The sequence below is a fragment of the Paracoccus methylarcula genome (assembly GCF_003007735.2).
Classification (GTDB): Bacteria; Pseudomonadota; Alphaproteobacteria; order Rhodobacterales; family Rhodobacteraceae; genus Paracoccus; species Paracoccus methylarcula.
The window spans coordinates 157242-181034 of the sequence record NZ_PXNQ02000010.1; the positions used below are offsets into that span (position 1 = coordinate 157242).

The 23793-nt window shown below is 64.1% G+C and carries 20 protein-coding genes and 4 pseudogenes; 19 read left to right on the forward strand and 5 right to left on the reverse strand.

Features of this window, described 5'->3' with window-relative positions; translation table 11 throughout:
* The first annotated feature begins 49 nt into the window (after positions 1-49).
* A complete protein-coding gene (locus A7A09_RS16105) occupies positions 50-523 on the forward strand; it encodes a GNAT family N-acetyltransferase (RefSeq protein ID WP_106692343.1) in 474 nt (157 codons plus the stop codon).
* A gap of 128 nt (positions 524-651) precedes the next feature.
* On the opposite strand, the gene A7A09_RS16110 is transcribed toward A7A09_RS16105, so the two are convergent.
* Together A7A09_RS16110 and greA are read right to left on the reverse strand one after the other, a co-directional pair.
* Positions 652-1575, reverse strand: a complete 924-nt coding sequence (locus A7A09_RS16110) for a hypothetical protein (RefSeq protein ID WP_211341159.1) — start codon at positions 1573-1575, stop codon at positions 652-654.
* Positions 1576-1602: 27 nt separating this feature from the next.
* Positions 1603-2073: a transcription elongation factor GreA gene (gene greA / locus A7A09_RS16115; RefSeq protein ID WP_106692345.1), complete on the reverse strand. Its 471-nt coding sequence runs from the start codon at positions 2071-2073 to the stop codon at positions 1603-1605.
* Positions 2074-2314: 241 nt separating this feature from the next.
* Here greA and A7A09_RS16120 point away from each other — a divergent pair.
* The 12 genes and pseudogenes from A7A09_RS16120 to recO all read left to right on the forward strand — a co-directional run bounded on the left by A7A09_RS16120 (position 2315) and on the right by recO (position 13246).
* Positions 2315-3969 (forward strand): annotated as a pseudogene (locus tag A7A09_RS16120) (electron transfer flavoprotein-ubiquinone oxidoreductase).
* Positions 3970-4047: 78 nt separating this feature from the next.
* Positions 4048-5922 (forward strand): tetratricopeptide repeat protein, encoded by a 1875-nt coding sequence (locus A7A09_RS16125; RefSeq protein ID WP_106692346.1) that lies wholly within the window; start codon positions 4048-4050, stop codon positions 5920-5922.
* A 6-nt stretch (positions 5923-5928) separates the two neighbouring features.
* Entirely contained in the window at positions 5929-6762 is an 834-nt protein-coding gene (locus tag A7A09_RS16130) for a 4-(cytidine 5'-diphospho)-2-C-methyl-D-erythritol kinase (RefSeq protein ID WP_106692347.1), read from the forward strand.
* Positions 6763-6790: 28 nt separating this feature from the next.
* Positions 6791-7525 carry a pyridoxine 5'-phosphate synthase gene (locus A7A09_RS16135; protein ID WP_106692348.1) on the forward strand — a complete coding sequence of 245 codons (735 nt, stop codon included), beginning with the start codon at positions 6791-6793 and terminating at the stop codon, positions 7523-7525.
* Between the two features lie 121 nt (positions 7526-7646).
* On the forward strand, positions 7647-8060 hold the full coding sequence (acpS, locus tag A7A09_RS16140) for a holo-ACP synthase (protein ID WP_106692349.1): 414 nt from the start codon (positions 7647-7649) through the stop codon (positions 8058-8060).
* A gap of 75 nt (positions 8061-8135) precedes the next feature.
* Positions 8136-8929, forward strand: a pseudogene (gene lepB, locus A7A09_RS21140) (signal peptidase I).
* Positions 8926-9615 (forward strand): ribonuclease III, encoded by a 690-nt coding sequence (rnc, locus tag A7A09_RS16150; protein WP_106692350.1) that lies wholly within the window; start codon positions 8926-8928, stop codon positions 9613-9615. Before lepB ends, rnc begins: the two are co-directional and overlap by 4 nt.
* Positions 9612-10526 (forward strand): GTPase Era, encoded by a 915-nt coding sequence (gene era / locus A7A09_RS16155; RefSeq protein WP_106692351.1) that lies wholly within the window; start codon positions 9612-9614, stop codon positions 10524-10526. Before rnc ends, era begins: the two co-directional genes overlap by 4 nt.
* A gap of 5 nt (positions 10527-10531) precedes the next feature.
* Complete coding sequence (locus A7A09_RS16160) at positions 10532-10867, forward strand: DUF1491 family protein (protein WP_106692352.1); 336 nt, start codon at positions 10532-10534, stop codon at positions 10865-10867.
* Between the two features lie 50 nt (positions 10868-10917).
* On the forward strand, positions 10918-11856 hold the full coding sequence (gene rarD, locus A7A09_RS16165; RefSeq protein ID WP_106692353.1) for an EamA family transporter RarD: 939 nt from the start codon (positions 10918-10920) through the stop codon (positions 11854-11856).
* A 201-nt stretch (positions 11857-12057) separates the two neighbouring features.
* Positions 12058-12498, forward strand: a complete 441-nt coding sequence (locus A7A09_RS16170) for a VOC family protein (protein WP_106692354.1) — start codon at positions 12058-12060, stop codon at positions 12496-12498.
* 7 nt (positions 12499-12505) lie between these two features.
* Positions 12506-13246, forward strand: coding sequence for a DNA repair protein RecO (gene recO / locus A7A09_RS16175; RefSeq protein ID WP_106692396.1), 741 nt, complete (start codon positions 12506-12508; stop codon positions 13244-13246).
* Positions 13247-13334: 88 nt separating this feature from the next.
* Here recO and A7A09_RS16180 read toward each other — a convergent pair whose 3' ends face one another.
* From A7A09_RS16180 to bhcR, 3 genes are all read right to left on the reverse strand, one after another.
* Positions 13335-13709, reverse strand: coding sequence for an META domain-containing protein (locus A7A09_RS16180; protein WP_106692355.1), 375 nt, complete (start codon positions 13707-13709; stop codon positions 13335-13337).
* Between the two features lie 80 nt (positions 13710-13789).
* Positions 13790-15397: an acyl-CoA dehydrogenase family protein gene (locus tag A7A09_RS16185; RefSeq protein ID WP_106692356.1), complete on the reverse strand. Its 1608-nt coding sequence runs from the start codon at positions 15395-15397 to the stop codon at positions 13790-13792.
* A gap of 157 nt (positions 15398-15554) precedes the next feature.
* Positions 15555-16358, reverse strand: coding sequence for an HTH-type transcriptional regulator BhcR (bhcR, locus tag A7A09_RS16190; protein WP_106692357.1), 804 nt, complete (start codon positions 16356-16358; stop codon positions 15555-15557).
* Between the two features lie 185 nt (positions 16359-16543).
* Between bhcR and bhcA the strand changes: the two genes are divergently transcribed.
* The 6 genes and pseudogenes from bhcA (at position 16544) to A7A09_RS16220 (ending at position 23690) form a co-directional block, all read left to right on the forward strand.
* A complete protein-coding gene (gene bhcA, locus A7A09_RS16195) occupies positions 16544-17731 on the forward strand; it encodes an L-aspartate--glyoxylate aminotransferase BhcA (RefSeq protein ID WP_106692358.1) in 1188 nt (395 codons plus the stop codon).
* On the forward strand, positions 17731-18693 hold the full coding sequence (gene bhcB, locus A7A09_RS16200; protein ID WP_106692397.1) for a beta-hydroxyaspartate dehydratase BhcB: 963 nt from the start codon (positions 17731-17733) through the stop codon (positions 18691-18693). Before bhcA ends, bhcB begins: the two co-directional genes overlap by 1 nt.
* Positions 18694-18704: 11 nt before the next feature.
* Positions 18705-19868 carry a 3-hydroxy-D-aspartate aldolase BhcC gene (bhcC, locus tag A7A09_RS16205; RefSeq protein WP_106692359.1) on the forward strand — a complete coding sequence of 388 codons (1164 nt, stop codon included), beginning with the start codon at positions 18705-18707 and terminating at the stop codon, positions 19866-19868.
* A pseudogene (gene bhcD, locus A7A09_RS16210) lies at positions 19868-20829 on the forward strand (iminosuccinate reductase BhcD). Before bhcC ends, bhcD begins: the two are co-directional and overlap by 1 nt.
* Before the next feature lie 143 nt (positions 20830-20972).
* Positions 20973-22357 (forward strand): annotated as a pseudogene (locus A7A09_RS16215) (nucleobase:cation symporter-2 family protein).
* On the forward strand, positions 22347-23690 hold the full coding sequence (locus A7A09_RS16220; RefSeq protein WP_106692398.1) for an 8-oxoguanine deaminase: 1344 nt from the start codon (positions 22347-22349) through the stop codon (positions 23688-23690). Before A7A09_RS16215 ends, A7A09_RS16220 begins: the two are co-directional and overlap by 11 nt.
* Positions 23691-23793: the final 103 nt, after the last annotated feature.

Below are 23793 nucleotides of genomic sequence, written 5' to 3' on the forward strand. Positions count from 1 at the left end.
TCGTGCGAGCCTCTTGCTTGCATGATGTGCAGCGAGAGGCAAGCACCCGATGAAGATTTGCGCCCCGGTTCCCGACGCCGCTCTGCCGCAGGCGGTGCTGCTATGGCGCAGTGCTTTCGGGGGTGGAAGAGGGGTGATGCATGCCCGCGCCGAGAACGCCATCGCTGCGATGCGTGGAGAGGTGATCGAGGGAATCGTCGGTATCCGCGACGATCGCGGCGGTTTCCTGGCCGTGACACCGCCCCTGATGCGGTTGCTGTTCCGGGCTGCCCCGCCCACGGCCGACCTGGTTCTTGACGGTATCGTCGTGCGCCGGTCCCGCAGGGGCGTCGGCAGGGCCCTGGTGACTGCGGCGGAGGCCGAGGCGCGCCGCCGCCACCGCCACGGGCTGCGGGCCGAGGTGCAGTTGCGGAACCGCAGTGCCGTCGCCTTCTATCGCAGCCTCGGTTTCGTCGAAGAGGCGCGTGGCCGCTATGGCTGGCCCTGGTCGGGAATGGTCGCCATCATGCGAAAGCCGGTCTGAGCCGGGGGGCAAGGGTGGTTCGGCGTCCCGCGATGGCCGGGGCTCTGCCCGTCGCCGGCAGGTCTCTCGAACCAGTGGCGCTCCAACCGGCGACCCCGGGATATTTTCATGAAGAAGATAAAGCGGGTTCAGCCGAACACGCCCGCCGCCCGCCCGATCAGCATGAAGCCCCGCGCCGAGCGGGTATCGGCCAGCGCCGCCAGTTGCGCATCGTCCAGCCTTGGCGTTTCACGGGTCAGCATCAGGTCGAAATGGCGCAGGAAATGATGGGCGGTGTCGCGGAAGATCTCGTCTCCGCGCAGCAGTGCCGCAGCGGTCTCCAGCGCGATTTCATCATGAATGCCGCCGATTCTCGCCGCGATCTCACCACGTTCTCCCCCGGCAAAGCGGCGCCAGATCGCGGGTGGCACGGGATCGGGCGGCAGGTCGTCCATGTAGATGTCATGCTCGGCCAGCAGCGTGACGACATCCTGCGCGGCACGCAGGACCCGCGCGGTTTCGTGATCCTTCAGCGCCATGCGCAGCGCCGCGATGGTTTCCTGGTCATTCGCATCATCGGGAAAATTGAGCGCCCGGATCAGGGTTTCCGATGGAATTTCAATTGGCTCCGGCGCGTCGAAGCGCAGGCTTGCCTGCTGCGGTTGAGAGGCCGGACGTGCGGGCCTTGCCGCCGGAGGTGTCGGGGTTGCTGGGCGCGCCGCCGGGATCGTAGGAGCAGGCTGCCGCGGCATCTGCACGCCGCTGGCGGCGGGGGTGGGGGCGGTTGTTGACGGTTTGGGCCGTTTTGCCGCGAGTTCCTGCAATTGCGACAGGTTCCCGCGCAATTCAGCGGCCTCCTGGCGCAGCCTGTTGACGGCGCGGCTCACCCCGACCGCCATCCAGATCAGCGCGAAGGGCATGACCGCCCCGGTGATCGTCAGGATCCGGGTCAGGCCGCCCGACCCCGGGCTGGCCTCTCCGGGGATCAGAAGCCAGAACAGCAGCAGCAGGAGCAACCAGGCCAGGCTCAGGGCGAGGCCGATGATCACTTCCCTGTTGTGATCCGTAATCATCCTGTCATGGCTGTCCGGCAGCATCGGCTAGGCATACCTGATGGCGAGGATCTCGTAGCTGCGTTGCCCGCCCGGCGTGTTCACCTCGACGCTGTCGCCCTCTTCCTTGCCGATCAGTGCGCGGGCGAGGGGCGAGCGCATGTTCAGAAGGCCTCGCTCGATATCGGCCTCGGCCTCGCCGACGATCTGGTAGCTGCGCTTTTCCTCGGTATCCTCGTCAATCAGATCGACGGTGGCGCCGAACTTGACCGAGCCCGACAGTTTGGCGGGATCGATCACCTCGGAGCGCGACAGGATCGATTCCAGCTCCTTGATACGGCCCTCGATGAAGCCCTGCTTTTCGCGGGCGGCGTGATATTCCGCGTTCTCCGACAGATCGCCATGTTCGCGCGCCTCGGCGATGGCGCGGATGATGGCCGGGCGTTCGGTCGATTTCAGCCGGGTAAGTTCTTGCTCCAGCGCCTGAAAACCGCCGCGTGTGATTGGTAATTTATCCATCGCTGCCCTGTCCTGTCCTGGGTTGGGTTACTGTGTCGATGCTAACCGAACGCCCCCGCCATTCGACATGGCAGGGGCGCGAGAACCTGACTGGCATGGTGACTCCAAACCCGAGTGTTTTGCAAGAGCGCGCGCCGCGCCGATGGCAGTTTTCGGCTTGCGAATTCGCTGCGTCACGATTGCGCGGGAGAAAAACGCCATGTAGTGCTGTGTCAGCCAGAGAAAGGGGAGACTTCCAGCCATGACCGACGAGACCCAGACCCTTCGCGAATCGATGGAATACGATGTTGTGATCGTGGGGGCGGGGCCAGCGGGCCTGTCGGCGGCGATCCGGCTCAAGCAGATCGATCCCGAGATTCAGGTGGTGGTGCTGGAAAAGGGTTCGGAAGTGGGCGCGCATATCCTTTCGGGCGCGGTGCTGGACCCAAGCGGGCTGAACCGGCTGATCCCCGACTGGAAAGAAAAGGGCGCGCCGATCGCCACCGAGGTCACCGACGACAATTTCTTTGTCCTGGGCGAATCCGGGCAGATGAAGGTGCCGAACTGGCCGATGCCGCCGCTGATGAACAATCACGGCAATTACATCGTCAGCATGGGCAATGTCTGCCGTTGGCTGGCCGAGCAGGCCGAGGAACTGGGCGTCGAGGTTTTTCCCGGCATGGCCGCGTCGCAGATCGTGTGGGACGGCAACCGGGTGAAGGGCGTCGTGGCCGGTGAAATGGGGCTGAACGCCGACGGCACCCCCGGCCCGCAATACGAGCCCGGCATGGAACTGCATGGCAAATATGTCTTCATCGCCGAGGGCGTGCGGGGCAGTCTCGCCAAGGAGATCATCTCCAAGTTGAACCTGTCGGACGGGCATGAGCCGCAGAAATTCGGCCTCGGCATGAAAGAAATCTGGGAGGTCTCGCCCGAAAAGTTCAAGAAGGGCCGGGTCGTGCATACGATGGGCTGGCCGCTCGGCAAGAACGCGGGTGGCGGCAGCTTCATCTATCATTTCGAGGATAACCAGGTGCTGGTCGGCTTTGTCGTCCACCTGAACTACGCCAACCCGCATCTGTATCCCTACATGGAATTCCAGCGTTTCAAGCATCACCCGATGGTGGCCGAACTGCTGGAGGGCGGCAAACGCGTGGCTTACGGTGCCCGCGCGATCAGCGAGGGCGGCTGGCAGTCGATTCCCGAGCTGTCATTCGATGGCGGCGTGCTGCTGGGTTGTTCCGCCGGACTGGTGAACGTGCCGCGGATCAAGGGCAACCACAACGCGATGATTTCCGGCATCGAGGCGGCGGAGGCCGCGGCGGCGGCCCTGGCCGAGGGGCGCGAAGGCGACCGGCTGGAGGCCTATGACGCGGCTTTGCGCGGCGGCGATGTCGGCAAGGACCTGAAGCGCGTCCGCAATGTCAAGCCGATCTGGTCGAAACTGGGCCTGTGGTGGTCGCTGGCGCTTGGCGGTTTCGACATGTGGGTGGCGAACCTGACCGGCTGGAACCCTCTTGGAACCTGGAAACACGGCAAGACCGATGCGCAGGCGACCGGAAAGGCCAGCGATTACCAGCCGATCGACTATCCCAAGCCCGACGCAAACTGTCTTTCGACAGGCTGACCAATGTGTCCTTCGCCTTCACCAATCACGAGGAAAGCCAGCCCTGCCATCTGCAACTGAAGGATCCGGCGGTGCCGATCTCGGTCAACCTGCCGGAATTCGCCGAACCAGCGCAGCGTTACTGCCCGGCGGGGGTCTACGAGGTGGTCGAAGACGGCGACGGCGCACGCTTCGTGATCAACTTTCAGAACTGTGTCCATTGCAAGACCTGCGACATCAAGGATCCGAGCCAGAACATCAACTGGACCACTCCGCAGGGCGGCGACGGGCCGAATTACCCGAATATGTGATTGCGGGGCGGGGATGGCGACATTGCCCCGGGCGATTCGGGACGTTAGGCTCGCGTCAACGACAATATTACTTTCTCGATGGATGACGTGAACACGACTCGACCCAACCAGGCCCTGATCGCCGCGCTGATCGCAGGGATTTTCCTGCCTCTGGCCACATCATCCGCCGCGCAGGAGCCGCCGCCGCCACGCCCCGAACAACACGAGGCGTCGCAATCCGAATCGTCATCCGATGACAGCCCGCCCGCGCCCTTGACCAAGGGGCTTGCGGGGCCTTTCCTCGCCGCCCGGATGGCGACGGTGCTGAACGACTACCGGGCTGCCGCGAAATATTTCTCGCAGGCCGTCGCCCAGGATCCGAAGGACCGCTATCTGCAGGATGGCGCTCTTGTGGCGCTTATCTCGGCGGGAAATCTTGATCGCGCGACCGAACTGGCCGAGCAGATGGTCACCCAGGGGGGCGGGACCGAATTGTCGGCGCTGCTGCTCCGGGTCAGCCTGGCCCAGAAGGGGGACTGGGCCGGCTTGCTCGACATGCTGGATGACGCCGGTGGCAACGCCAAGGACAACAAGGACAACAAGCTTCTCGACGGGATGATGCGGGCATGGGCGCTGCTTGGGGTGGGGAACGCCTCGGACGCGCTCGCCACTTTCGAGGGGATGGCCAAGGCCCGGGACGTGGCGCCGATGGTCCAGTATCATCTTGCCCTGGCGCGCGCGATGGTCGGCGATTACGAGGGCGCGCAAAGCCTGCTGTCCAACCGGCAGGCCGGGGACCATCTTCTCGGCCTGACCGCGCGGGTCCAGATCCTGGCGCAGCTCGAACGCCGGGACGAGGCGGCGGCATTGCTGGACAGCGTGCAGGGGATCGAGGCCGAACCCCAGCTTGTCGAATTGCGGGAAAAGCTGGAATCGGGCGAGCAGATCACCTTCGACATCGTGCAGAACCCGGCCGACGGACTCGCCCAGCTCTTGCTGACATTCGCAAGCGCATTGGCCTCCAGCCCCGATCCCAACCCCGAACCCTTGTCGCTTATACATGCGCGGCTGGCGGCATGGCTTTCTCCCGAACTGGGGGCGGCGCGGCTGACAGTGGCGCAATTGTTGCAGGAACGGCGGCAATTCGACCTCGCCGAACGGGAATTCGAGGCATTGCGCCGGATGGGTGAGATGCGGCCGGTGGCGGAACTGTCGCGAATCGATGCGCTGGCCCGTGCGGGCCGTCAGGACGAGGCCGAGAGCGCCGCCTTGTCGTTGACCGCAGCCTATCCCGAATTGCCGCAGGCATGGGTCGCACTTGGCGACCAGCTGCGGCAGCAGGAGAAATTCGCACAGGCGGTGCCGGCCTATGACAAGGCGCTGTCGCTTCTGGCCGACGAGAAACCGGAACAGCGCTGGTTCGCCCTTTATGCCCGCGGCATCGCGCTGGAACGTATCGGCCAGTTCGACCGGGCCGAGCAGGACTTGCTGGCCGCGATCGACATCCAGCCGGAAGAGCCGAGCCTGCTGAACTACCTGGGCTATAGCTGGATCGACCGGAACGAGAACCTGGACCAGGCGCTCGAGATGATCCGCAAGGCGGTCGAGCTGTCACCGGAGGATGGTTATATCCTCGATTCGCTGGCCTGGGCCTATTACCGGCTCGGCCGCTATGATGAAGCGGTCGAACCGATGGAGCAGGCGGTCGCCAGGATGTCCTCGGATCCGCTGGTGAATGATCATCTGGGCGACATCTATTGGAAAGTCGGCCGCAAGCGCGAGGCAGAGATCCAGTGGCAACGCGCATTGTCGCTCGAACCCGGCGAAAGTGGCGAGGTAGAGGCCGATCGCATCCGTGCCAAGCTGAAACGCGGGCTGGACGCTGTTCTTGCCGAAGAGGAGGAAGCGGGCGAGAGTGAGCAGCTTCCCCAATCGCAAGCCGAGGCCGAGGCTGAAACCGCGCCCGCCGACTGATCGCCGATGCCGATGACAAGCCTGGTCGAACCGGCCCCGGCCAAGTTGAACCTTGCCCTGCATGTGACCGGGCGGCGGGCCGACGGGTATCATCTGCTCGATTCGCTGGTCTGCTTCGCATCGGTCGGGGATGAATTGCATCTGTCGCCCGGTCCGCTTTCCCTGTCGATCGATGGTCCTTTCGGTGAAGGCCTTGCACCGGATGATGACAATCTCTGCCTGCGCGCAGCCCGGCTGAGCGGGGCCGAAGCCGCGATCCGCCTGACCAAGAACCTGCCCGTTGCATCCGGTATCGGGGGCGGTTCCGCCGATGCGGCGGCGGTGCTGCGTGGTCTCCTGCGGATGGGATATGAACTGCCTCCCGATCTCCAGCGGCTCGGGGCCGATGTGCCGGTCTGCCTTGCCTCCGCATCCGCCCGGATGCAGGGGATCGGAGAGCATGTGACCCCGCTTCCCGCCCTGCCGGTGCTGCACCTGGTTCTTGCCAATCCCGCCGTGGCCCTGTCCACACCGCAGGTCTTTGCGATGATGGAACAGCGCGAGAACCCACCGCTGCCGAAGATCCCCGATTTCGGGACAGCGGGGGAACTGATCCGCTGGCTGCGCGGCACGCGGAACGATCTGGAGGAACCCGCGCGCCGTCTTGCTCCGGTGATCGGCGAGGTGCTGGCGGCGCTGGACGCCACGGGCGCCGGATTCGCGCGCATGTCCGGCTCGGGCGCGACATGTTTCGGCATTTTCGACAGCGTGGGAAGGGCCGCGGAATCCGCAGGCATCCTGGCGAGACAAGGCTGGTGGGCGGTGGCAACGGAACTGGCGCAACCGCTCGTGCCCGGCTAAGCTGTCAGGGAAGTATCGGAGGGCTGACATGCTGCGTCTCGGCGTCAATATCGATCACGTTGCCACGATCCGGAACGCGCGCGGCACGCCATGGCCGGATCCGCTGCGCGCAGCCCGCATCGCCGAAGCGGCGGGGGCCGATGGAATCACCGCCCATCTGCGCGAGGATCGCCGCCATATCAGCGATGCCGATATCGATGCGCTGATGGAGCATCTCGACCTGCCGCTCAATCTCGAGATGGCCGCCACCGCGGAGATGCAGCGCATCGCCCTGCGCCACCGCCCCCATGCGGTCTGCCTCGTCCCCGAAAAGCGCGAGGAACGCACCACCGAAGGCGGGCTCGACGTGGCGGGCAATGACAGCATGCTGGCCGATTTCATCGCGCCCCTGCGCGAGGCGGGATGCCGCGTCTCGCTGTTCATCGGTCACGAGCCCGCCCAGATCAAGGCTGCCGCCCGTATCGGCGCGGCGGTCGTGGAACTGCATACCGGCGCTTATTGCGATCTTGACACCGAAGGCCGGATTGCCGAGCGCGACGCCGAGCTTGCAGGCTTGACCGAGGGCGCGCAGCTTGCCGCCGAACTCGGGCTCGAAGTTCATGCCGGTCATGGCCTGACCTTCGACACAGTCGGCCCGATTGCCGCACTGCCGCAGATCGCCGAACTGAATATCGGCCATTTCCTGATCGCCGAATCCGTCTTTACCGGGCTTGGCGACGCGATCCGTGAAATGCGCCGCCGCATGGAGGAAGCCCGCGCATGATCCCCTCTTGTCTTCCCCCGTCGGCAGGAGAAGGCGGGTGCCGCAGGACAATGTTTCCGATGACGAAAAGCAGCTTCTTCTTTGAACAAATACCTGCATTCCCAAGCGGGCAGCCAGCGGCATGATTCTCGGTATCGGCACCGATCTTGCGAATATCGAACGTATCCAGGGCACGCTGGACCGCTTCGGCGATCGCTTCCGCAACCGCGTCTTTACCGAGACCGAGCTCGCCAAGGCCGCCCGCCGCAAGGACGAGGCGGGGACATTGGCCAAGAGATGGGCCGCGAAAGAGGCCTGCTCCAAGGCCCTTGGCACCGGGCTCGCGATGGGCATCAGCTGGCGGGACATGGCGGTCAGCAATCTGGCAAGCGGTCAGCCAGTCATGGAACTGACCGGATGGGCGGCGGATCGGCTGGCGCGGATGACGCCAGCCGATCACGATGCGACGGTTCATGTCACCCTGACCGACGATCATCCCTGGGCGCAGGCTTTCGTGGTGATCGAGGCATTGCCCAAAACGCGGCCCTCGGCTTGACTTTGCCCCCCGCACCGGACCATGAACGCGCGAATGCGGGGTATCTCTCGCGCAATGCTCGGAAGGACATGGACCATGGCTGACAGCGCGGCCGGCAAGAAGAAGGAAGGCATCTGGGAGACGATCAAGACGATCTTCTGGGCGCTGGTGATCGCGGGCATCTTCCGCACCCTGTTCTTCCAGCCATTCTGGATCCCCTCGGGCAGCATGAAGGACACCTTGCTGATCGGGGATTTCCTCTTCGTCAACAAGATGGCCTATGGCTATTCGCAATATTCCTGCCCCTTCTCGCTCTGCCCGATCTCGGGCCGCATCATGGGATCCGAGCCCGAGCGCGGCGATGTCGTCGTGTTCCGCCACCCCACGCGCGGTGTCGATTTCATCAAGCGCGTGATCGGCCTGCCCGGCGACGAGATCCAGATGAAGGGCGGGCGCTGTGGATCAATGGCGAAGAGACCGCGATGGAACCGGCCGAGGATTTCATCGAGGTCAAGGAACAGCAGGGCCCGCAGGGGCTGATCCCGCGCTGTGCGAACGACCCGGTGTCCGAGGGTGGCGATTGCGTCAAGCAGCGTTTTACCGAGACGCTGCCCAACGGCGTCAGCCACAGCATCCTGAACATCACCGATGGCTGGGTCGCCGACGACACCCCGGCTTTCACCGTCCCCGAGGGCCAGTATTTCTTCATGGGCGACAATCGCGACAATTCCGAGGATTCGCGTTTTCCGCAAGAGGTCGGCGGTCTCGGCTTCGTTCCCGCCGAGTTTCTGATCGGCCGGGCTGATCGCATCATGTTCTCGTCCGCCGGGCGGTCCCTGCTGTATTTCTGGACCTGGCGGGGGGATCGATTCTTCAAGGCGGTCAATTGAAGCCCGGAGCCGATATCCGCGCCTTCATGACCCGGCTTGGCCATGAGTTCGCGCATCCGGAACTGCTGATCCGTGCGCTGACCCATGGCTCGGTCGCTACGCCGACCCGGCCCGATAACCAGCGGCTGGAATTCCTGGGCGACCGGGTTCTGGGGTTGGTGATGGCCGAGGCGCTGTTCTCGGCTGATCTTCAGGCCAGTGAGGGGCAGCTCGCGCCGCGTTTCAACGCCCTCGTCCGGGGCGGAACCTGCGCGGATATCGCCCGCGAGATCGGCCTGGGCGATGTGCTGAAACTGGGCCGTTCCGAAATGCTGTCGGGCGGACGCCGCAAGGAGGCGCTTCTGGCCGACGGGATGGAGGCGGTGCTGGCCGCGATCTACCTGGATGCCGGTTTCGAGGCCGCGCGCGATGTGATCCTGCGGCTTTGGGCGAACCGGCTGGACAGCATCGACGACGACCCCCGCGACCCCAAGACCGCGTTGCAGGAATGGGCGCAGTCGCAGGGGATGGGCCCGCCGGTCTACGAGCAAACCGACCGCGGCGGCCCGGATCACGCGCCGGTCTTTTTCATCACCGTGCGCCTGGCCGATGGCCGATCCGCCGAGGCCAGCGGCTCGGGCACCAAGCGCAGCATCGAACAGGCCGCCGCACAGGCCCTGCTGGACCGGCTGGAGGGCCGCAAATGACCGATACCAATACCCGCGCCGGTTTTGTCGCATTGATCGGAGAGCCCAACGCGGGCAAATCCACGCTTCTGAACCGGATGGTCGGGGCCAAGGTCTCGATCGTGACCCACAAGGTCCAGACCACCCGCGCCCGCATTCGCGGCATTGCGATCGAGGGTGGCAGCCAGATCGTCTTCGTCGATACGCCCGGCATTTTCCGTCCCCGCCGCAGGCTGGACCGCTCCATGGTCGCCGCCGCCTGGGGCGGTGCGTCGGATGCCGATGTCATCCTGCTTCTGGTCGAGGCGCATCGCGGCATGACCGAGGGCGTCGAGGCGATCATCGCCTCGTTGAGGGAACTGGGCGGCAAGACCCGGGTCGCGCTGATCATCAACAAGATCGACCGGGTGAAATCCGAGGCCCTGCTGGCGCTGTCGCAGAAACTGAACGAGGCTTTCACCTTCGAGCAGACCTTCATGATCTCGGCCGAAAAGGGCTATGGCTGTGATGATCTGCGCGAATGGCTGTCAGGCGCGCTGCCCGAGGGGCCTTGGCTTTATCCCGAGGACCAGATCGCCGATCTGCCCATGCGCATGATCGCCGCCGAGATCACCCGCGAAAAGCTGACCCTGCGGCTGCACGAGGAAATCCCTTATCAGTTGACGGTCGAGACAGAAGCCTGGGAGGAGCGCAAGGACGGCTCGGCCCGTGTCGATCAGGTCGTCTATGTCTCCCGCAGCGGCCATAAGGGCATCGTTCTCGGCAAGGGCGGAGAGACGATCAAGGCGGTCGGTCAGGCCGCGCGCGCGGAACTGGAAGAGTTCATGGGCCGCCGCATCCACCTGTTCCTGCAAGTCCGCCTGCGCGAGAACTGGCAGGACGAGGCCGAGCGCTATAACGAGATGGGCCTTGATTTCCGCGATGGCAACTGACGGCCATGGCTGAGGCGCGGCTGGCAAGCGGTGTCTGGGTCTCGGCCTATCTGGCCCGGTTGGGGCTGGCGAATATCCCCGCCTATGTCGTCGCGCATGGAGATGATACCGCCGGAGCAGTGCTGGTCAAATGCGCCCGGCTGGATGGCAGCGCACAGCTTTATGCCCGCGAATGGGATTTCGAGACGGATATCCGGTCGTGGCAGACCGTGGCCGACGGTTCCGAGGCCGAGATCGACGAGGCGATCCGTCGGCAGCGCGGTTTCGATCCCGACATCTGGGTGATCGAGATCGAAAGCCGCGATGGCCGCACCCTGCTGGGTGAAGAGGGGTTGGGCTGAACGCTATTCGGCCTCTGGTGCCTGCCTGATTTGCAGATTATGCACAGCATATGAGCAGTTCTGCCGCCATCAACAGCGATTCGCCGCGAGGTTTCGCCTTTGCCCTGAGCGCCTATGTGCTGTGGGGGGTGCTGCCGCTTTACATGAAGGCATTGGCGCATATCCCGCCCATGCAGGTGATCGCCCATCGCGCCCTCTGGGCGCTGCCCATCGCGGCGGCGGTCCTGATCTGGCAGCGCCGCGGCGGCGACGTGATGGCCGCGCTGAAGAATCCGCGCCTGTTGGCCATGGCGGCACTGACCGCCGTGCTGATCACCGCCAACTGGACGATCTATGTCTGGGCGGTGACCAATGATCACGCGCTGGACGCCGCGCTTGGCTATTATATCAACCCGCTGTTCAGCGTGTTCCTGGGGGCGCTGTTGCTGGGCGAAAAGCTCAGCCGTACCAAGATGGTGGCCATTGCCCTGGCATGTGCGGCGGTTGTGGTCCTGACCGTGCAGGCCGGGCGCCTGCCCTTGGTTGCCGTGGGGCTGACCCTCAGTTGGGGCATCTATGCCTATTGCAAGAAAAGCCTGCCGCTTGGCCCCAACCAGGGTTTCACGCTGGAGGTTCTGCTGCTCAGCCCCTTCGCGCTTGCCTATCTGGTCTGGCTGGGCGTGACCGGGCAGGGGGCCTGGGGCGATGGCAGCGCGTTCGATATCCTGATGTTGCTGGGTTGCGGGCCGGTGACGGCGATTCCGCTGCTGTTCTATGCCAATGGCGCCAAGCTGCTGCGGCTTTCGACCATCGGCATCCTGCAATACCTGACCCCGACAATGATCTTTCTGACGGCGGTCTTCATGTTCAACGAGCCCTTCGGCCCGGCCCGCATGATCGCCTTTCCGATGATCTGGGCGGCGCTGGCGATCTATTCCGTCTCGCTGTTTCGCGAGGCCGGAGAACGCCGCCGCAATCGCCGCGACATCGCGGCGCATCGGATCCAGTAGGGGCGGCATTGTGCCGTGCCGACCGCGTTTCGCATCCCGTTGATGACAGGTCTCCTGAGCCGATGACACAATCTGCCGGTAATCCCGGAAGGTATTTGTTCAAAGAAGAAGATGCCGCCGAGTGGCAGTAGCCGGGATAGGTGTTGCCGGAAACTCTTGCCCGTGTCAGCCTTTGGGACATGCATATGAAATGAGGTTGAGATGGCGCTTCCAAGACAGCGCGGAACTTTGATCACGCTTGGCGTTGCCGATTTGGCTCGGGCACAGGAGTTCTATGCGGCATGGGGCTGGCAGCCGCACGAGGCCTCGCAGGAAGGGGTGGCGTTTTACCAGATGAACGGGGCGGTGCTGGCGCTGTTCGGCAAGGTCGATCTTGCCGCCGACCAGGGGCGGCCGGGGGCAGAGCTGGGGACAGGCGCGGTGACGCTGGCACAGAACTGCGCTGACGATGCCGAAACGGACGAGGTTTTCGCCGCTGCGCTGGCAGCCGGGGCGACATGCCTCAAGCCGCCGGAAAAGGTCTTTTGGGGCGGTTATTCGGGGTATTTCGCCGATCCCGACGGGCATGTCTGGGAAATCGCCACCAACCCGTTCTGGCCGCTGGCCGATGACGGCACGCTGACCCTGCCCGATCCGGGCTGATATGGCGATGCAATGGCAGGCCGAAGGCACCGTGATCGCCCGGCATTCGCATGGCGAGACGGCGGTGATCATCGAGGTGCTGACAATGCAGCATGGCCGCCATGCCGGGCTGGTGCCCGGTGGTGCGTCACGCAAGCGGGCGGCGATGCTGCAACCCGGTGCGCGGCTGGACCTGCGCTGGCGGGCGCGGCAAGAGGATCACCTGGGGCATTTCACCGCCGAGCCACTCAGGCAACGCGTCTCGCTGTTGAGTGATCCCCTGGGGCTGGCAGGGCTGAACGCGGTCTGCGCGCTGCTATGTTTTGCTTTGCCCGAACGCGATCCGCATCCGGCCTTGACCGAGATGACCGAGGCCTTGCTGGACAGGATGGAGGCCGGGCAGGATTGGGCCGAGGATTACCTGCACTGGGAAATGCTGCTGCTCGACGAGATGGGTTTCGGTCTTGATCTGAGCGCATGCGCGGTGACCGGCGCGCGCGAAGGACTTGCCTATGTCAGCCCGCGTTCCGGCCGGGCGGTCAGCCGGGAAGGGGCGGGGGAATGGGCCGGCCGGCTGCTGCCGCTACCCGCGCTGTTGGGAGGCGCAGGCGATAATCGCGGCAAGGGCCTTGCTGAAGGGCTGGCCATCACCGGATATTTCCTGGAGACGCGGCTGGCGGTGGAGCTGGTCGGCCGTCCACTTCCCGCAGCCCGGGAACGACTGATCCGGCGGCTGGCGAAGGCCGCCGGATCCAAGGAAGGTTATTGACCGCCGCGAACGGCGTCCAACGCGTTCACAGCGCTGTCCGCGCGATGGCCGCGTTCGAAGATCAGCCATGTCGAGGGCGATTTCACTTTCAGCACGCCGCCGTAGAACTCCATCTCGGTCGCCGATTGCAGCACCGACAGGAAGCGGCTCTCCAGTTTGAGATTCTTGCAGGCGCCTTGGTCGAAACGATCGGCGACAGCGCCACAGCCGGCAGTTCCGCCTGGTTCTGAGCCGAGTAGCTGTTGCATGGCCCCTTGCCCGAAATGCGCTTTTCCTCGACCCGCAGGGTGACGTCACGCAGGGGAACCGCCGCGCCATCCATGCCGACCAGCACGTAATCGCCGCCCGGGATGAAGCCGCGATCATCCCCCGAGGCGGTCGGGGTCGTCGGTTCGCAGGCAGCGAGTGCGAGAGTCGCCGCAGTGACGGCGACGGGAAGGCCGAGGCGGGCAAGTCGGGACATGGAAAATCTCCTTGGGCAGTCTAATTCGGTTTGAAACGCGGTAAATCCGCTTTGGTTCCAGACTTCTAGTCCAAATCGTATCAACCCAAAAGACGCCGCGCGATCACTTGCGCCTGAATTTCCGCCGCGCCCTCGAAGATATTGAGGATTCGCGCGTCGCACAGGACCCGGCTGATCTGGTATTCCAGCGCGAAACCGTTGCCGCCATGGATTTGCAGCGCGTTGTCAGCCGCTGCCCATGCCACGCGGGCACCCAGCAGCTTGGCCATCCCGGCCTCGAGGTCGCAGCGATGGCCGTGATCCTTCTCCCATGCGCTGAAATAGGTCAGTTGCCGGGCGATCATGATCTCGACCGCCATCATCGCCAGCTTGTCGGCGACGCGCGGGAAATGCACCAGCGACTTGCCGAACTGCTTGCGATCCAGCGCGTATTGCAAGCCCAGCTCAAGCGCGTTCTGGGCCACGCCGATGGCACGGGCGGCAGTCTGGATACGAGCCGATTCAAAGGTTTGCATCAATTGCTTGAAGCCCTGCCCAGGAGTGCCGCCAAGCAGGTTCTCGCCCTTGATCTCGAAACCGTCAAAGCCGAGCTCGTATTCCTTCATGCCGCGATAGCCCAGCACCTCGATCTCGCCGCCGGTCATGCCGGGGGTGGGGAACGGATCGCCATCGTCGCCCGGAGTCTTCTCGGCGATGAACATCGACAGGCCCCGGTAATCCGTGGTCTCGGGATCGGTGCGGGCCAGCAGCGTCATGATATGGGTGCGGGCGGCATGGGTGATCCAGGTCTTGTTGCCGGTGACCTTCCAATTCTCGTCATCCTTGACCGCACGGGTCCGCAGGCTGCCCAGGTCGCTGCCGGTATTGGGCTCGGTGAACACGGCGGTCGGCAGGATTTCGCCGCTCGCCAGCCGGGGCAGCCAATGCTCCTTTTGCGCATCCGTACCGCCGCCGAGAATCAGTTCCGCCGCGATCTCGCTGCGCGTGCCAAGCGAACCCACGCCGATATAACCGCGCGAAAGTTCCTCGCTGACCACCACCATCGCAGCCTTGGACATGCCCAATCCGCCGAGATTCTCGGGGATGGTCAGGCCGAAGACGCCCAGTTCGGCCAGTTCCTCGATGATTGCCATCGGGATGAACTCGTCCTTCAGATGCCATTCATGGGCATGCGGCACGACCTTGTCGTCGGACCAGCGGCGGAACTGGTCGCGGATCATTTCCAGATCCTCGTCCAGCCCGGTGGCGCCGAATGTCGCGCTGCCCCGGTTCTCGGCGATCAGGGCGGCAAGCCGGGCGCGGGTCTCGGGCGCGTTCCCGGCCATCAGCGCGCGGGCCGCATCCGATGGCTGCCAGTCGATCCCCAGATCCGAGAGGCGGGCGAACTCGTTCTGGCTCATCGGAATGCCGCCTGCGATCTGGGCCAGGTATTCGCCAAAGCCGATCTGCAGGATCAGTTCCTCCATCTCGCCTTCGACGCGCTCACCCCAAGCGGCGAGTTGCTTGAGCGCTTCGACATAGGTTGTCAGCCATGACAGCGCATGGGCGGCATGTTGGTGCTGTTCCAGAAGTTCGGCATCGGGTTTGTCCCCGGGGGCAACCATGCCTCGCAACGCCTCGGTGGCGCGCTTCTGCAAATCCTCGATTTCGGGCAGGACGGTTTCAGTCCGGTGCTGCATGTCTTTCATCGATTCGTCCTTTCGCGGCGTTGCAGCATTGCTAGAGCCTTCGCAATCGCAGCGCAACTATAATGCAAAAAGACGGCTGTTTGAGACTGAAAATGTCGTACCGAATTTGGGGATCGCTCAGGTATTCAAGCAAGGAAGAAAGGCCGGGCCGGGCGGATCAACCGCCCAGGGCTTGTGTCAGTTCCTGGGCGGAGGAGGCCACTGCCGCGCCAAGGGTCTTAACATGTTCATGCCCGATACGATGCGTGGGCCCGCTGACCGAGAGACCCGCGACGGCCTCTCCGGTCAGGTCGAAGACCGGGGCGGCGATACAGCGCATGCCGCGCGTGCGTTCCTCGTCATCGAAGGAAAAGCCGCGGGCGCGAATGCGGGTCATGTCCTCTTGCAGGGCTTCCGGACTGGTCAGGGTCTTGTCGGTGAAACGCGGCAGTTCGGAATTGTCGAGCAGGTTCCGCAGCGTCTCGGGACGGCCAAAGGCCAGCAGCGCCTTGCCGATGCCCGAGGCATGCAGGGGCGAGCGGGTGCCGGGCGGGAAAAAGGCGCGGATCGTCTCATGCGTCTCGGCCTGGCTGACGAAGAGCACCGCGTTGCCGTTGAGAATGCCGAGATTGGCGGTCTCTCCGGTATGTTCCATCAGGGCGCGCAGGATCGGCCGGGCGCGTTCCACGATGCCTGATCGGCGCATGAAGGCCGAGCCGAGACGGAAGGTGGCGGGGCCGATATGCCATGTCTGGGTGGCCGGATCGCTTTCGGCGACGCCGCGCGCGGCCAGCGTATGCAGGACCCGGTGCACGGTCGAGGGCGATTGCTTCATCTGCTCGGCAACTTCGCTTAGCGTCAGGCCGGGATTGGCCGCCAGCAGGTCGAGAATATCCAATGCGCGATCCAGCGCCTGGATGGTGCCGGATGTTTCGGGCGCGTCCTTGCGCGGGCGGCCCCGGCGGCGAGTCGGTTCGGCCATTATTTACCTCCGCTTGATGATGCATCCTCATTGCGGCGAAAATCGCCTTGGGCAAGTGGAAAATCCCAACTGGCTGGAAAGACGTCATAATATGGCATATTTCCGCTGATCGGAAATATTTTCCAGAAAAATTGCGGCATTGCAATAGGCGCGATACATTAACGATAACCCGCAGGAGGAGTGCCATGACAAGCCAGAACCCCGTTTTCATCCCCGGCCCGACCAATATCCCCGAGATATTGCGCAAGGCCGTGGACATGCCCACGATCGATCACCGCAGCCCGGTTTTCGGCAAGATCCTTCATCCCGCGCTGGAGGGGGTGAAGAAGGTTCTGAAGACCACCGAGGGGCAGGTCTTCGTCTTTCCCTCGACCGGCACCGGCGGGTGGGAGACCGCGATTTCCAACACCCTGTCGCCGGGTGACAAGATCCTGGCCACGCGCAACGGCATGTTCAGCCATCGCTGGATCGACATGTGCCAGCGCCACGGGCTGGATGTCGAGGTCGTGACGCAGGAATGGGGCGAGGGCGTTCCCGCCGATCGCTTCGAGGAGATCCTGACCGCCGACAAGGCGCATCAGATCAAGGCCGTGCTGGCCACGCATAACGAAACCGCGACCGGCGTGAAATCCGATATCGCCGCCGTTCGCCGCGCCCTGGACGCGGCGGGGCATCCGGCGCTGCTTTTCGTCGATGGCGTCAGCTCGATCGGCAGCATGGATTTCCGCATGGACGAATGGGGCGTCGATATCGCCATCACCGGCTCGCAGAAAGGCTTCATGCTGCCGCCCGGCCTGGCGATTATCGGCTTTTCGCCCAAGGCGATGGCGGCGGTCGAGACGGCAAAACTGCCGCGTACCTTCTTTGACATTCGCGACATGGCCAAGGGCTATGCGGCGAACGGCTTTCCCTATACGCCTCCGGTCGGGCTGCTGAACGGGCTGAACCTGTCCACGCAGATGCTGCTGGAGGAGGGGCTGGAGAATGTCTTTGCCCGCCACCACCGCATCGCCGAAGGCGTCCGCAAGGCCGTCTCGGCATGGGGGCTGCAGCTTTGCGCCACCCGGCCCGAGCTTTATTCCGACAGCGTCAGCGCGATCCGCGTGCCGGAAGGCTTTGACGCCAACAAGGTCGTCAGCCACGCGCTGGAATCCTATGGCGTCGCCTTCGGGACCGGTCTGGGCGATGTCGCGGGCAAGGTGTTCCGCATCGGCCATCTTGGCAGCCTGACCGATGTCATGGCGCTGTCGGGCATTGCCACCGCCGAGATGGTCATGGCCGATCTTGGCCTGCCGGTGACGCTTGGCAGCGGCGTTGCCGCCGCGCAGGAGCATTACCGCAAAAGCGCGACCGCCATCGAAAAGGCCGCATGATGAAGGATCAGACCATGTATATTCCAACGCTGGAGGACATGCTGGCGGCGCGGGAACGGATCGCGGGTCATGTGCATCGGACCCCGGTTCTGACCTCGCGCATGTTGAACGAACTGACCGGGGCCGAGCTGTTCTTCAAATGCGAGAACCTGCAGAAGGCCGGGGCGTTCAAGGCGCGCGGGGCTTCGAACGCGGTATTCGGTTTGACTGACGAGCAGGCTGCGAAAGGGGTTGCCACCCATTCCAGCGGCAATCACGGCACCTGCCTGTCCTATGCTGCGGGACGGCGCGGCATTCCCTGCACCGTGGTGATGCCGCGCACCGCGCCACAGGCCAAGAAGGACGCCGTCCGGGGCTATGGCGGGCGCGTGGTGGAATGCGAACCCTCCACCTCCAGCCGCGAGGCGGTGTTTGCCGAGGTCGTGGCCGAGACCGGGGCGGAATTCGTCCATCCCTATAATGATCCACGGGTGATCGCGGGGCAGGGCACATGTTCGGCCGAGCTGATCGAGCAGGTCGAAGGTCTGGATGCCGTGATCGCGCCGATCGGCGGCGGCGGGATGGTGTCGGGCACCTGCCTGACCCTGTCGAACCTTGCCCCGAACGTGAAGATCTATGCCGCCGAGCCCGAGCAGGCCGATGATGCCATGCGCAGTTTCAAGGCCGGTCATATCATCGCCGATGATGCGCCGGACACGGTGGCGGACGGGCTGAAAGTGCCGCTGAAGGAACTGACATGGCATTTCGTGCAGCGCCATGTCACCGACATCCTGACCGCCTCGGAGGCCGAGATCGTCGAGGCGATGAAGCTGATCTGGAAGCGCATGAAGATCGTGATGGAGCCCAGCAGCGCCGTGCCGTTGGCCACCATCCTGAAGAACCGCGACGTTTTTGCCGGCCAAAGGGTCGGCTTCATCATCACCGGCGGCAATGTCGATCTTGACAAGCTGCCTTGGAATTGAGGGAGGAAACCATGAACGCACCTGCGAATTTCGATGGGCTGGAAGTTGGCTTCGACGTGCCGGCGCTGCCGGGGATGGATGAGGCGGATATTCAAACTCCCTGCCTGGTCCTCGATCTGGACGCGCTTGAGCGCAACATCAAGAAGATGGGCGATTATGCCAAAGCACATGGGATGCGGCACCGCGCCCATGGCAAGATGCATAAATCGGTCGATGTGCTGAAGTTGCAGGAAAAGCTGGGCGGCGCCATTGGTGTCTGCTGCCAGAAAGTGTCCGAAGCCGAAGTTTTCGTGCGCGGCGGCATCAAGGATGTGCTGGTGTCGAACCAGGTCCGCGACCCGGCCAAGATCGACCGTCTGGCCCGCCTGCCAAAACTGGGCAGCCGGATCATCGTTTGCGTCGATGATGTCGCGAATGTCGCCGATCTCTCGGCGGCGGCGCAAAAACACGGCACCACGCTGGAGGTCTTTGTCGAGATCGATTGCGGCGCGGGCCGCTGCGGCGTCAAGACGACCCCGGAAGTGGTCGAGATCGCCAAGGCCGTGGATGCGGCCGAGGGCCTCAAATTCACCGGCATCCAAGCCTATCAGGGCGCGATGCAGCATATTGACGGCTTCGATGACCGCAAGGCCAAGCTGGACGCCGCCATCGCGCAGGTGAAAGACGCCGTGGACGGGCTCAAGGCCGTGGGGCTGGAGCCGGAACTGGTCTCGGGCGGTGGCACCGGGTCCTATTATTTCGAAAGCAATTCGGGCGTTTACAACGAATTGCAATGCGGCTCCTATGCCTTCATGGATGCCGATTATGGTCGCATCCTGGACCAGGACGGCAACCGCATCGACAAGGGCGAATGGGAGAACGCGCTGTTCATCCTGACCAGCGTCATGAGCCACGCGAAAGCCGACAAGGCGATCTGCGATGCCGGCCTCAAGGCGCAGTCGGTCGATAGCGGGCTGCCCTTTATCTATGGCCGCGAGGATGTGAAATACATCAAGTGCAGCGATGAGCATGGCGTGATCGACGATCCCGAGGGCGTGCTGAAGGTCAATGACAAGCTGCGGCTGGTGCCGGGCCATTGCGATCCGACCTGCAATGTCCATGACTGGTATGTGGGTGTCCGGAACGGCAAGGTGGAAACCGTCTGGCCGGTCAGCGCACGCGGGAAGGCTTACTGATGTGGGTTGTTCCAGAAAAAGAGATTGCCGGGCTGATGACGTCCGAGGCGGCATTCGATGCTGTCGAGGCGGTGTTTGCCGCGATGGCGAGCGGGGAAGCTATAACTTCCCCGTCGTGCGCGAGGCAATCGGGCATGAGGATGCGCTTTACGGCTTCAAGGGCGGCTTCGACAAGAGCGCCCTGAACCTGGGGCTGAAGGCCGGGGGCTACTGGCCGAACAACCAGAAACACGGCCTGATCAACCATCAGTCCACCGTGTTCCTGTTCGACCCGGATACCGGGCGGGTCTCGGCGGCGGTCGGGGGCAACCTGCTGACCGCCCTGCGCACCGCCGCGGCAAGCGCCGTCTCGATCAAGCATCTTGCGCCCGAGGGGGCCAAGGTGCTGGGGATGATCGGCGCGGGCCATCAATCGGCCTTCCAGATGAAGGCCGCCGCCCGCGTGGGTCAATTCGAGCGTGTTATCGGCTGGAACCCGCATCCCGAGATGCTGACCCGGCTGGCCGATACCGCCGCCGAACTGGGCCTGCCCTTCGAGGCGGTGGAACTGCCCCGGCTTGGGGCCGAGGCGGATGTGATCATCTCGATCACCTCGGCTTTCGAGCCGCTCCTGATGAACGGGCAGGTGAAGGGGCGCACCCATATCGCCGCGATGGGCACCGATACCAAGGGCAAGCAGGAACTCGATCCGGCGCTGGTCGCACGGGCGCGCCTGTTTACCGACGAGATTGCCCAATCGCTCAGCATCGGTGAATTTCAGCACGCCAGCGCGGCGGGAAGCATTTCCGACAGCGACGTTACCGCGATAGGTCAGGTCATCACTGGCAATCACGAGGGGCGTGGCGATGCGGAAGTCACCATTTTCGATGGCACCGGGGTCGGGTTGCAGGATCTTGCGGTCGCGGGCGCGGTCGTCGATCTTGCACGACAGCAGGGAAAGGCCATCGAGGTCGAGATCTGAACGTAATTCGTCATTAGTGGAAAGGGAGGTCCGCAATGTCCGATGCCAGTATTGAGGCAGGCAAGCCTGGGACGGTGCATACCGTCGATGAAATCTTGCCGGCGCCAAAGCTCATCACTCTAGGGTTCCAGCATGTGCTGGTCATGTATGCTGGCGCGATCGCGGTTCCGCTGATTGTCGGCAGGGCGCTGCAATTGTCGCCCGAGGAGGTCGCGTTCCTGATCTCGGCCGACCTGTTCGTCTGCGGGATCGTATCGATCATTCAAAGCCTTGGCACAACGCAATATTTCGGCATCAAGCTGCCCGTGATGATGGGCGTGACATTCGCCTCGGTCGGACCGATGGTGGCCATCGCCTCGGCACTCCGGGACATGAGGGGGCAAGGGCGCTGTTCGGCTCGATCATTGCGGCGGGCCTGATCGGGATCCTGCTTGCGCCACTGGTCAGCAGGATGCTGCGCTTCTTTCCGCCGGTGGTGACGGGGACGCTGATCCTGACCATCGGCATCAGCCTGATGCCTATCGGTATCAACTGGATCTTCGGCCTGCCGGTCGGACCGACCGCGCCCAAGATCGTCGATCCCGCGGCGCAGGAATGGCTTGCCCAGGCCCTGGCGGCGGGAGGCGTGCCGGATGGGGTGCAACTGGCTCCGACGGTGAAGAACCCGGCCTATGCCTCGGGTCAGAACATCCTGATCGCGGTCCTGGTGCTGGGCACGATCCTGCTGATTTCGCGCTTTGCCAAGGGGTTCGTCGCCAATATCGCGGTTCTGATCGGTATCGCCGCCGGTGGCGTGGTGGCCGCGATGCTGGGCATGATGCATTTCGAGAAGGTCGGCGAGGCAAGCTGGTTCGCCCTGATCAAGCCGCTGCATTTCGGCATGCCGATATTCGACCCGATCATGATCCTGACCATGCTGCTGGTCATGCTGGTGACGATGATCGAATCCACCGGCATGTTCCTTGCCCTCAGCGATATCTGCAAGAAGCCGCTGACCCAGAAATCGCTGGCCGCCGGTCTGCGGGCCGACGGGTTGGGCACGGCGATCGGCGGGCTGTTCAACACCTTCCCCTATACCTCCTTCAGCCAGAATGTCGGCCTTGTCGGCGTCACCGGCATCCGCTCGCGCTTCGTCTGCGTGGCGGGCGGCGCGATCATGATCGTGCTGGGGCTGATCCCGAAAATGGGCGCGCTGGTGGAAAGCCTGCCGACAACGGTTCTGGGCGGCGCCGGGCTGGTGATGTTCGGCATGGTCGCTGCGACCGGCGTGCGTATCCTCGCCCGCGTCGATTTCGCGAATAACCGGCATAACCTGTTCATCGTGGCGATCTCGGTCGGGATCGGGATGATCCCGATGATCGCGCCCGATTTCAACCAGTGGATGCCGCATGCGATCCACCCGCTGATCCATTCCGGCATCCTGCTGGCGGCGATCTCGGCGGTGCTGCTGAACTGGTTCTATAACGGCGCGCCGCATATCAGCGAAGACGATGTGCGCGAGGCGGGGCACGCGTCCGATGCCCACTAGGCTGCTAATCCGGAACGCCGATGTCGTCGTCACCATGGACGAGGCGCGGCAAGAGATCGCGGGCGGCGATGTGCTGGTCGAGAACGGAAAGATCGTCGCGGTGGGCCAGGGCCTGCCGCGCGATGGCGCCGAAATCATCGAGGCCGGGGGATGCGTTGTCACCCCCGGCCTCGTCAATACCCATCACCACCTGTTCCAGACCCTGACCCGCGCCGTGCCCGCCGCCCAGGATGCGGCGCTGTTCGGTTGGCTGCGGACGCTCTATCCGATCTGGTCGCGGATGGGACCCGAGGATATCCGCCTGTCGGCGCAGGTCGGTCTGGCCGAGCTGGCGCTGTCGGGCTGCACCTGCAGTTCGGATCATCTGTACCTGTTTCCGAACGGCTCGCGGCTGGATGACAGTATCGAGGCGGCCTCGGATATCGGCATCCGCTTCACCGCCACGCGCGGAGCGATGTCGATCGGCGAGAGCAAGGGCGGCTTGCCGCCCGATGCGCTGGTCGAGGACGAGCCCGCGATCCTGCGCGACAGCGAGCGGGTGGTGGACGCCTTTCACGATGCGGGCGAGGGGGCGATGGTTCAGGTGGCGCTGGCGCCCTGTTCGCCCTTTTCGGTCAGCCGCGAATTGATGCGCGATGCTGCGGTGCTGGCACGGGAAAAAGGTGTGCGCCTGCATACCCACCTGGCTGAGAATGACGAGGATATTCGCTATTCTCTGGATAATTTCGGAATGCTGCCGGGGGATTACGCGGAAAGCCTGGGCTGGACTGGGGATGATGTCTGGCATGCCCATTGCGTGAAACTGTCGGACCCCGAGATCGATCTTTTCGCCCGGAGCGGAACGGGCGTGGCGCATTGCCCCTGCTCGAATGCGCGGCTGGCCAGCGGGATCGCCCCGGTGCGGGCGATGCGCGACAGGGGTGTGCCGGTGGGGCTGGGGGTCGATGGATCGGCCTCCAATGATTGTAGTCATCTTGGGTTAGAGGCCCGGCAGGCGATGCTGGTCGCCCGGCTGAGGGACGGTCCCGCCGCCATGGGCGCGCGCGAGGCGCTGGAGATCGCCACGCGTGGCGGTGCGCGGGTGCTGGGCCGCAGCGATATCGGCGCGCTCGCGCCGGGGATGCAGGCCGATCTGGTCCTGTGGGACATCAACGAACTGCCCGCCGCCGGCCAATGGGATCCGGTCGCGGCGCTGGTGTTCTGTGCGCCGGTTAGACCCAAGGCGGTCTATGTGCAGGGCAGGGCGGTGGTCGCGGATCACCGACTGCTGACTGCCGATCCGCAGGACTTGCGGGCACGCGCGCAGAAGGCCGTGGCGCGGCTGGCCGGGTGACGCAATTTCGGGCAGGTGCCGAGCCTGCCCGAAGCGTGCTGGGGCTTGGCCTCGGCCGATTTTCTACGAAAATTATAGACTGCCTTGCCTTTGCGCCCTCTCG

What these genes read in the sequence shown, in the direction of transcription:
- A7A09_RS16105 (WP_106692343.1), top strand. Translation starts at nt 50, where the DNA reads ATGAAGATTTGCGCCCCGGTTCCCGACGCCGCTCTGCCGCAGGCGGTG.
- A7A09_RS16110 (WP_211341159.1), bottom strand. Translation starts at nt 1,575, where the DNA reads ATGATTACGGATCACAACAGGGAAGTGATCATCGGCCTCGCCCTGAGC.
- greA (WP_106692345.1), bottom strand. Translation starts at nt 2,073, where the DNA reads ATGGATAAATTACCAATCACACGCGGCGGTTTTCAGGCGCTGGAGCAA.
- A7A09_RS16125 (WP_106692346.1), top strand. Translation starts at nt 4,048, where the DNA reads ATGGATGACGTGAACACGACTCGACCCAACCAGGCCCTGATCGCCGCG.
- A7A09_RS16130 (WP_106692347.1), top strand. Translation starts at nt 5,929, where the DNA reads ATGCCGATGACAAGCCTGGTCGAACCGGCCCCGGCCAAGTTGAACCTT.
- A7A09_RS16135 (WP_106692348.1), top strand. Translation starts at nt 6,791, where the DNA reads ATGCTGCGTCTCGGCGTCAATATCGATCACGTTGCCACGATCCGGAAC.
- acpS (WP_106692349.1), top strand. Translation starts at nt 7,647, where the DNA reads ATGATTCTCGGTATCGGCACCGATCTTGCGAATATCGAACGTATCCAG.
- era (WP_106692351.1), top strand. Translation starts at nt 9,612, where the DNA reads ATGACCGATACCAATACCCGCGCCGGTTTTGTCGCATTGATCGGAGAG.
- A7A09_RS16160 (WP_106692352.1), top strand. Translation starts at nt 10,532, where the DNA reads ATGGCTGAGGCGCGGCTGGCAAGCGGTGTCTGGGTCTCGGCCTATCTG.
- rarD (WP_106692353.1), top strand. Translation starts at nt 10,918, where the DNA reads ATGAGCAGTTCTGCCGCCATCAACAGCGATTCGCCGCGAGGTTTCGCC.
- A7A09_RS16170 (WP_106692354.1), top strand. Translation starts at nt 12,058, where the DNA reads ATGGCGCTTCCAAGACAGCGCGGAACTTTGATCACGCTTGGCGTTGCC.
- recO (WP_106692396.1), top strand. Translation starts at nt 12,506, where the DNA reads ATGCAATGGCAGGCCGAAGGCACCGTGATCGCCCGGCATTCGCATGGC.
- A7A09_RS16180 (WP_106692355.1), bottom strand. Translation starts at nt 13,709, where the DNA reads ATGTCCCGACTTGCCCGCCTCGGCCTTCCCGTCGCCGTCACTGCGGCG.
- A7A09_RS16185 (WP_106692356.1), bottom strand. Translation starts at nt 15,397, where the DNA reads ATGAAAGACATGCAGCACCGGACTGAAACCGTCCTGCCCGAAATCGAG.
- bhcR (WP_106692357.1), bottom strand. Translation starts at nt 16,358, where the DNA reads ATGGCCGAACCGACTCGCCGCCGGGGCCGCCCGCGCAAGGACGCGCCC.
- bhcA (WP_106692358.1), top strand. Translation starts at nt 16,544, where the DNA reads ATGACAAGCCAGAACCCCGTTTTCATCCCCGGCCCGACCAATATCCCC.
- bhcB (WP_106692397.1), top strand. Translation starts at nt 17,731, where the DNA reads ATGAAGGATCAGACCATGTATATTCCAACGCTGGAGGACATGCTGGCG.
- bhcC (WP_106692359.1), top strand. Translation starts at nt 18,705, where the DNA reads ATGAACGCACCTGCGAATTTCGATGGGCTGGAAGTTGGCTTCGACGTG.
- A7A09_RS16220 (WP_106692398.1), top strand. Translation starts at nt 22,347, where the DNA reads ATGCCCACTAGGCTGCTAATCCGGAACGCCGATGTCGTCGTCACCATG.